2 protein-coding genes and 2 pseudogenes are annotated in these 7,037 nt (G+C 69.2%); all 4 read right to left on the bottom strand.

Going from position 1 to position 7,037, the window contains the following annotated elements; all coding sequences use genetic code 11:
• A partial coding sequence (locus ACTHLF_RS17700) for a type II secretion system F family protein (RefSeq protein ID WP_440329027.1) occupies positions 1–1,007 on the bottom strand: 1,007 nt, incomplete at its 3' end.
• 2 nt (positions 1,008–1,009) lie between these two features.
• Positions 1,010–2,725, bottom strand: coding sequence for a type II secretion system ATPase GspE (gene gspE / locus ACTHLF_RS17695; RefSeq protein WP_440329028.1), 1,716 nt, complete (start codon positions 2,723–2,725; stop codon positions 1,010–1,012).
• A 206-nt stretch (positions 2,726–2,931) separates the two neighbouring features.
• Positions 2,932–5,598: pseudogene (locus ACTHLF_RS17690) on the bottom strand (YadA family autotransporter adhesin); the annotation flags it as partial.
• Between the two features lie 108 nt (positions 5,599–5,706).
• Positions 5,707–7,037: pseudogene (locus tag ACTHLF_RS17685) on the bottom strand (ESPR-type extended signal peptide-containing protein); the annotation flags it as partial.

The raw sequence follows: 7,037 nt of genomic DNA, 5'->3' as shown, positions 1-7,037 counted from the left end.
AACGCAAGACGGGGAAAGCGCTCTGTCTGTGACAGCGCGCTGCCCAGCCCGGTTCCGCCCTTCACGCGATCCGCCGCCTGTTCCAGGGCAAGGTCCAGGGCGCGGTTGCCGGTGACCTGGCGGGCGATGGAGAGCGCACCGAGCAGCGGCACGCCGTTCTTCAGCAGCGTGCCGAGCGTGCGGGCGATGCGCGCGGTTTCCACCTTGAGCAGCAGCGGGCCCGCGACGCGCATGCCGAGCAGGCGCGCATGGAAGCGGAGCTTCGCGTCGGGGTCGCGCAGGCGCACCTGAAGCACGAGGCCGCCGACGACGAGCAGCAGCACGATCGCCCACCACCAGTCGCCGATGACCGTGCCCATCGCCAGCACGACCTGGGTAATAAGCGGAATCGGCACCTGCATGTCGGCGAAGATCGGGACGAACTGCGGCACCACGTAGGCGAGCAACAGGACGAGCGAGCCGAGCACGCCGACCATGAGGAAGGCCGGGTAGATCAGCGCGTTGATGATGCTGCCGCGCAGCGCCTGCGCGCGCTCGAGATAGTCCGCGAGGCGGCGCAGCGTTTCGTCGAGCGAACCGCCCGCCTCGCCGGCGCGCACCAGGCTGATGTAAAGGCGCGGGAAGACCCCGTTCTCTTCGTCGAGCGCCGTGGAAAGCGTGGTGCCGCCGCGCACGCGGTCGCGGATGCGCTCCACCATGTTCTTCGCGCGCTCGCCTTCCGGCAGGTCGAGCAGGATGCCCAGCGCGCGATCGAGCGGCTGGCCCGCGCCAAGCAGCGTGGCGAGCTGGTGGGTGAACTGGGCGAGCTGGTCGCCGGTGAACGGACCCTTGCGGAAGAGTGCCGCGATGCCGCCGCCGGACGCTTCACCATCGGCGGGTGCGGCTTCCAGCGGCACGTGGCCCTGGTCCTGCAGGCGCGCGACGACGTCTTCGACCGACGTGGCTTCCATGCGCCCGGCCAGCATCTCGCCGGCTGCACTGATGGCCCGGTAACGGAACTGGCTCATAGTCAGCTTTCCTGCGTGACGCGCAGGACTTCCTCGATGGTGGTAACCCCGGCGACGGCCTTGGCCAGGCCGTCCTCATACATCGTGCGCATGCCCTCGGCACGCGCCTGGCGTTCGATCTCGCCGGCGTCCGCCTTCTGCATGACCAGGCGCCGGATCGGATCGCTCATCACCAGGAATTCCATGATGGCGCGGCGGCCGCGGTAACCCGTCGGATTGGCGGCGCTCGAGCCCGGCTTCCACAGCCGGATGGGACGCTCGTCGGTGTAGCGGTGCAACTGGAACTGCTCGATGACCTCGGGCATGGCCTCGTAGGCCACCGCGGTCTCCGGGTCGAGGCGACGGACCAGGCGCTGTGCGAGGATGCCGTTGACGGTCGAACCCAGGAGGTAATCTTCCACGCCCATGTCGAGCAGGCGGGTGACGCCGCCGGAGGCGCTGTTCGTGTGTAGCGTCGAGAGCACCAGGTGGCCGGTAAGCGCGGACTGGATGGCGATGCGGCAGGTTTCCAGGTCGCGCATTTCGCCGATCATGATCACGTCCGGATCCTGGCGGACGATGGAGCGGAGCGCGCCAGCGAAGTCCAGGCCGATCTGCGGCTTTACCTGGATCTGGTTGATGCCTTCGATCTGGTATTCGACCGGGTCTTCGACGGTGATGATCTTCACGTCGGGCGTGTTGATCTGCGACAGCGCCGTATACAACGTGGTGGTCTTGCCCGAACCCGTCGGGCCGGTGACCAGCAGGATGCCGTGGGGGCGGTCGAGCACTTCGACGAAGCGGTCGCGGAAGTTGTCGGTAAAACCGAGCGATTCGAAATCGAACACGACCGACTCGCGGTCGAGGATACGCATGACCACCGATTCGCCGAAGCTGGTGGGCACGGTGGAGACACGCAGGTCGAGTTCCTTGCCCTGCACGCGCAGCTGGATGCGGCCGTCCTGCGGGAGGCGGCGCTCGGCGATATTCAGCCGGGCCATGATCTTTACACGGGAGATGACAGCGGCGGTCGAGCTGGAGGGCGGTGCTTCCACTTCATGCAGCACGCCATCGATGCGGTAGCGCACTTTCAGGCGATTCTCGAACGGCTCGATATGCACGTCGGATGCGCGCTGCTCGACCGCGCGCTGCAGGATCAGGTTCACCAGGCGGATGACCGGTGCCTCGGAGGCGAGATCGCGCAGGTGCTCCACATCGTCCTCGACGGCCGCGCTGCCATCCAGGCTCTCGACGATGCTGCCCATCGCCGAGCGTCCCTGCCCGTAATAACGTTCGATCAGGTCGTCGATCTCGGAGCGCAGGCCCACCCGCAGCTGGACGTCGCGGCCCGTGGCGAGGTGGACCGCCTGGAGCGGATACGGGTCGGCGGGATCCGCCACCAGCAGGGCCAGCCCGTCGTCGCCCTCGCGGACGGGCACCACGTGGTACTGCTTCAGGAAACGAACGGAGAGCTCGACATCGGCCGGTGGCATCTCCGGCGCATCCTTGGCGGCCAGCAGCGGCAGGCCGAGCAGGGCGGCCCACGCATCGGCGAGATCGCGCTCGGAAACGAGGCCCAGCCGGGCCATCAGGGCCGTGAGGGTCCCTTCCGGCGTCTCGTCGTGCAGGCGACGCGCCCGCGCGAGGTCGGTGTCCTTCAGGCGGCCATGCGCGACGAGGTGCGCGCAGACCTGGGCTTCGCCGGGTTCACCGGCCAGCATGTCCCTATGGTCGGTCATCGCAGACATGCTTTCTCACGCTCCGTTCGTTGCGGTATCGATGCCCCCGTTCCTGGGGCCATGGGCCGCTATTGGTAGCACAGACCATGCTTCCGGGGCGACCACGCCACGCGCATCCTGCGACGCGCTGCAACAAAGCAAAGGCCGGCGTCTCCGCCGGCCTTGCAGGGTTTTGGCGACCCCGTGTAGGGGATCGCCTAGGCCGATTACCAGCCGATGCCTACACCCACACCACCCGAACTCTCACCCCCGCTGACGGCGGCACCGAAGGTGACGCTGGCGTGCGGCGTGATCGACCGTGAGTAGCCGACGGACAGGGCACCCTGCCCCTTGTATCCGCCGACGCCCACGCCGAGGCGGTTGTCACCGCTGACGCCCTGGGCGCTGAAGGCCATCTGCGACATGGCCGCTCCCATCGCGCCCACCTTGTTCAGGCGATCGTTGAGGTTGCTGAAGCGGTTGTCGACCTCGCGCTTGTACTCGTCGAACGCACCACCACTCACGATGTCGCCGAACTTCTGGTCGGTGTAAGCCTTGGCCTGGTTCAGCGTGCTCGCATCGCCCTGGTCCGCGTAGGACTTGGCTGTCGTCAGGGCCTGGTCCACCTGGCCCACGTTCGCCGCGTCCGTCGGCGCTGTGCCCGCGGCGACATTGGTGACCCGGCGTTCCGCGCCGGCCGAACCGACCGAGACCGTGTTGGGCTGGTCGGCGACCGAGTTGGCCCCGAGTGCCACGCTGTTGGTCGCGGCCGCAGTGACCGTGGCGCCCGTGCCCACCGCCGTGCCGTTGTCCGCACCGACCGACGCGTTGTTGCCGATGGCCAGGTCGGTCGTGTCCTTGGCGTAGCTGCCGGTACCGATCGACGTGCCGTCACCGGTGCCGGGGACGATCGCCTGGGCGGCGGGCGTGACGGCGGCCGGAGCCGCCGCGGCGGTGACCGCCGGGTTGGTTGCGGCCGGTGCCATGACGGCGTTCACGTGGGCACGCGAGGGGCTGGTCCCGGGCGAGCTCGTCGCGACGGACCCTGCGCCGGTTTCGAGGCTGCCGACACGGCTGTTCAACGAGGTGAGTGCGCCATCCAGCGCCCCGACCGCATCGCCGACCGTGTTGTACGAGCCACCCTGCACCCGATAGACCGGGCCGACGAAACCGGTGGCACCCATCGTGGCGCCGCCACCCAAGGCCATGGCGACGGCATTGCCGGCCACGTTGCCGGAGCCAGAGAAGGCGCTGCTCAGGGCCGTGTTGAGCTGGTTGACGTTCACCGCGTCGGTGCCCTGAGTACCCGCTGCTACGTTGGTGATCTGGCGGTTACTGCCGGATGCGCCGACGGATACCGTATTGGCTCGCGTAGCGACGGAGCCCGCGCCCAGTGCCACGGAGTTCTTCGCCGTCGCCCGTGCGCTGTCGCCGATCGCGGTGGAACCGACGCCCGCAGCGTTAGCCGAGGCACCGATCGCCGTGCCCGATTCCTTGCTGGCGGTGGCGAACGAACCGATCGCGGTGGACAGGTCGCCGCCCGCACTGCTGCCGGCGCCTACCGCGGTCGAGTACGCACCCGTCGCGGCGGCATCGTCCGAGCCGTCCTTCGCCCCATCGGCCGCGACGTAGTGCGCGGCGCTGCTCACGCTGTTGGCCAGGCTATCGAGCTGACCTTTGTTGGTCGCATCCGTGGCCTGGGTACCCGCGGCCACGTTCGTCACCTGGCGTTCGGCACCGGCCGCGCCCACCGAGACCGTATTGGCGCGGCTCGCGAGCGACCCGGCACCGAGGGCCACGCTGTTCGAGGCATTCGCCTCGGCTTGCGCGCCCAGGGCCGTGCTGTTGGCGCCCGTCGCCGTCGATGTCGTACCGATGGCCGTGGCGTTGCCGCCATTGGCGAACGAGCCGCTACCGATGGCGCTATCGCCGTTGCCGCCGGCGAATGCACCGGAGCCGGCGGCGGTGGCGAACTGGCCTGCGGCGGTGGCGTCGTCGCTGCCATCACCGGTGCCGGTAGCCTTGAAGAAGTGACTGGCGTCGCTCACGCTGCCGGCCACCGCATCGAGCTGGTTCTTGTTCACCGCGTCGGTGCCCTGCGTGCCGGCCGCGACGTTGGTGATCTGCCTTTCCGAGCCGACATCGCCCACCGACACCGTGTTGTCACGATCGGCGTAAGAATTGGCACCGAGCGCCACCGTGTTGGCACCGATCGCCCAGGCACCCGCACCGAGTGCCGTGCCGCTATCACCGAGCACCCAGCTGTTGGTGCCCAGGGCCACCGCGTTCGCGGCCTCGAGGCCGAACAGGGCGAAGCCGGTTTCCGCGTACTGGCCGATGGCGACGCTGCCGGTGCCGGCGGCGCTCGCGCCACCGCCAACCGCGACCGCGCCGTCGCTGTACGCCGCCGTGCCATAACCCACCGCTGTGGAGAGTTCACCCGGCGCGTACGCCTGGCCACCCAGTGCGGTCGAGCCTGCGCCGGACGCTTCGGAGAGGAAGCCGCCCGCCAGCGACTGCTCGCCCTGGGCGAACGCCGCCGTACCCAGCGCCGTGGCGAACTGGCCTTCGGCCTGTGCGCTCGCGCCGACTGCCGTGGCAGCCAGACCCGAGGCCGACGCTGGGCCGACTGCTTCGCCGGTCGCCGTGAGCGTGATCAGCGGATCGCCGTTCTCATCGACGGCCTGGCCGCCGATCGCCGTGGCGCTGTTGGCCGTGGCCTGTGCGCCACTGCCGTACGCGGAGGTGTTCTTGCCCTGGGCGGCGGAACCATAACCACCCGCCGTGGCGCCATCACCCTGCGCGAACGTCGCCGCGCCGAGGGACGATGCACCTACGCCATTCGCGCTGCTGCCGTTACCGACCGCCGTGGCGTAATCGCTATCGGCCACGCTGCTGGCACCGAGGCTCGTCGCGCCGTTGCCGTCGGCGATGCTGCCGTAACCATTCGCGGTGCTGTCGTCACCAAACGCCGCGCTCGAGGCGCCCGTCGTCGTCGAGCGTGCACCCGACGCTTCGCTGTTCGCACCCACCGCCGTGCTGTCTTCGCCCGTGGCCGTGGCCAGGCCGCCCACCGCCGTAGCGTTGTTCGCACCCGCGTAGCTGCCACTACCGATCGCCGAAGCGAAGTCGCCATTGGTGGTCGAGACCGCACCCACCGCGGTGGACTGCGTGCCGACCGCAATGGCTTCCGCGCCAAGTGCGCTGGCACCCAGCGTCTGCGCCGAGGCCGATTCACCCAGGGCGGTGCTGCTATCCGCCGCCGCGTAAGTGTTCCAGCCGATGGCCGTCGCGTAGTCCGCGGTGGCCCACGCACCCGCGCCGAGGGCGGTGGTCGCGTAGCCCGTCGCCTGCGCCGTGAAGAAGCCAAAGGCACTGCCGCCCACCGCGACGCTCTCGTCGCCGGTAGCCGTCGCACTTTCACCGACCGCGACACTGCTGATACCACCCGCCGTGCTCTGCGTACCGACCGCGGTCGAGTAATCACCCAACGCGTTGGCTACCGCACCGAATGCCGAGGACTGCGCGCCGCTCGCATACGCACCGACACCGACCGCCGAAGCGGCAAAGCCACTGGCATTGGCGCTCGCACCGACGGCCGTGCCACCCACGTCCGCACTGGTCGCGCCGGTATCGACCGGCACGCCGCCGTTGGTGATCAGCGGGTTACCGTCTTCGTCGACGGCGACACCACCCACCGCGACGCTCCCCGGACCATTGGCCTGGGAACCGGCACCGTAGGCGGCGCTGTTCTGACCGGTGGCCGTGGCACCGTAGCCGGTAGCCGTGCTGTTCACGCCCGTGGCGAACGCGCCGGAGCCGTAAGCGGCCGCACCATTAGCGCCCGCAAATGCACCCGATCCCGACGCCACCGCGAAGTCACCGACCGCGGTCGCGTCATCGCTGCCGTCGCTTGCGCCATTCGCCTTGAAGTAATGGCTGGCGTCGCTGACGCTGCCGGCCACGGCATCGAGCTGGTTCTTGTTCACCGCGTCGGTACCCTGCGTACCGGCCGCGACGTTGGTGATCTGCCGTTCCGAGCCGACGTCGCCCACCGACACCGTGTTGTCACGATCGGCGTAGGAATTGGCACCGAGCGCGACCGTGTTGTCACCGATCGCCCATGCACCCGCACCGAGTGCGGTGCCGCTGTCGCCCAGCACCCAGCTGTTCGTACCGACTGCCACCGCATTGGCAGCTTCGATGCCGAACAGGGCGAAGCCGGTTTCCGCGTACTGGCCGATCGCGACGCTGCCAGTGCCGGCGGCACTCGCGCCACCGCCGACCGCGACCGCGCCGTCGCTGTACGCCGCCGTGCCATAACCCACCGCTG

The organism is Luteibacter sp., assembly GCF_051958795.1.
In the GTDB taxonomy this organism is placed as follows: Bacteria; Pseudomonadota; Gammaproteobacteria; order Xanthomonadales; family Rhodanobacteraceae; genus Luteibacter.
Note: the sequence above shows the minus strand (reverse complement) of the source record. Positions and strands in the feature narration are given on the sequence as shown.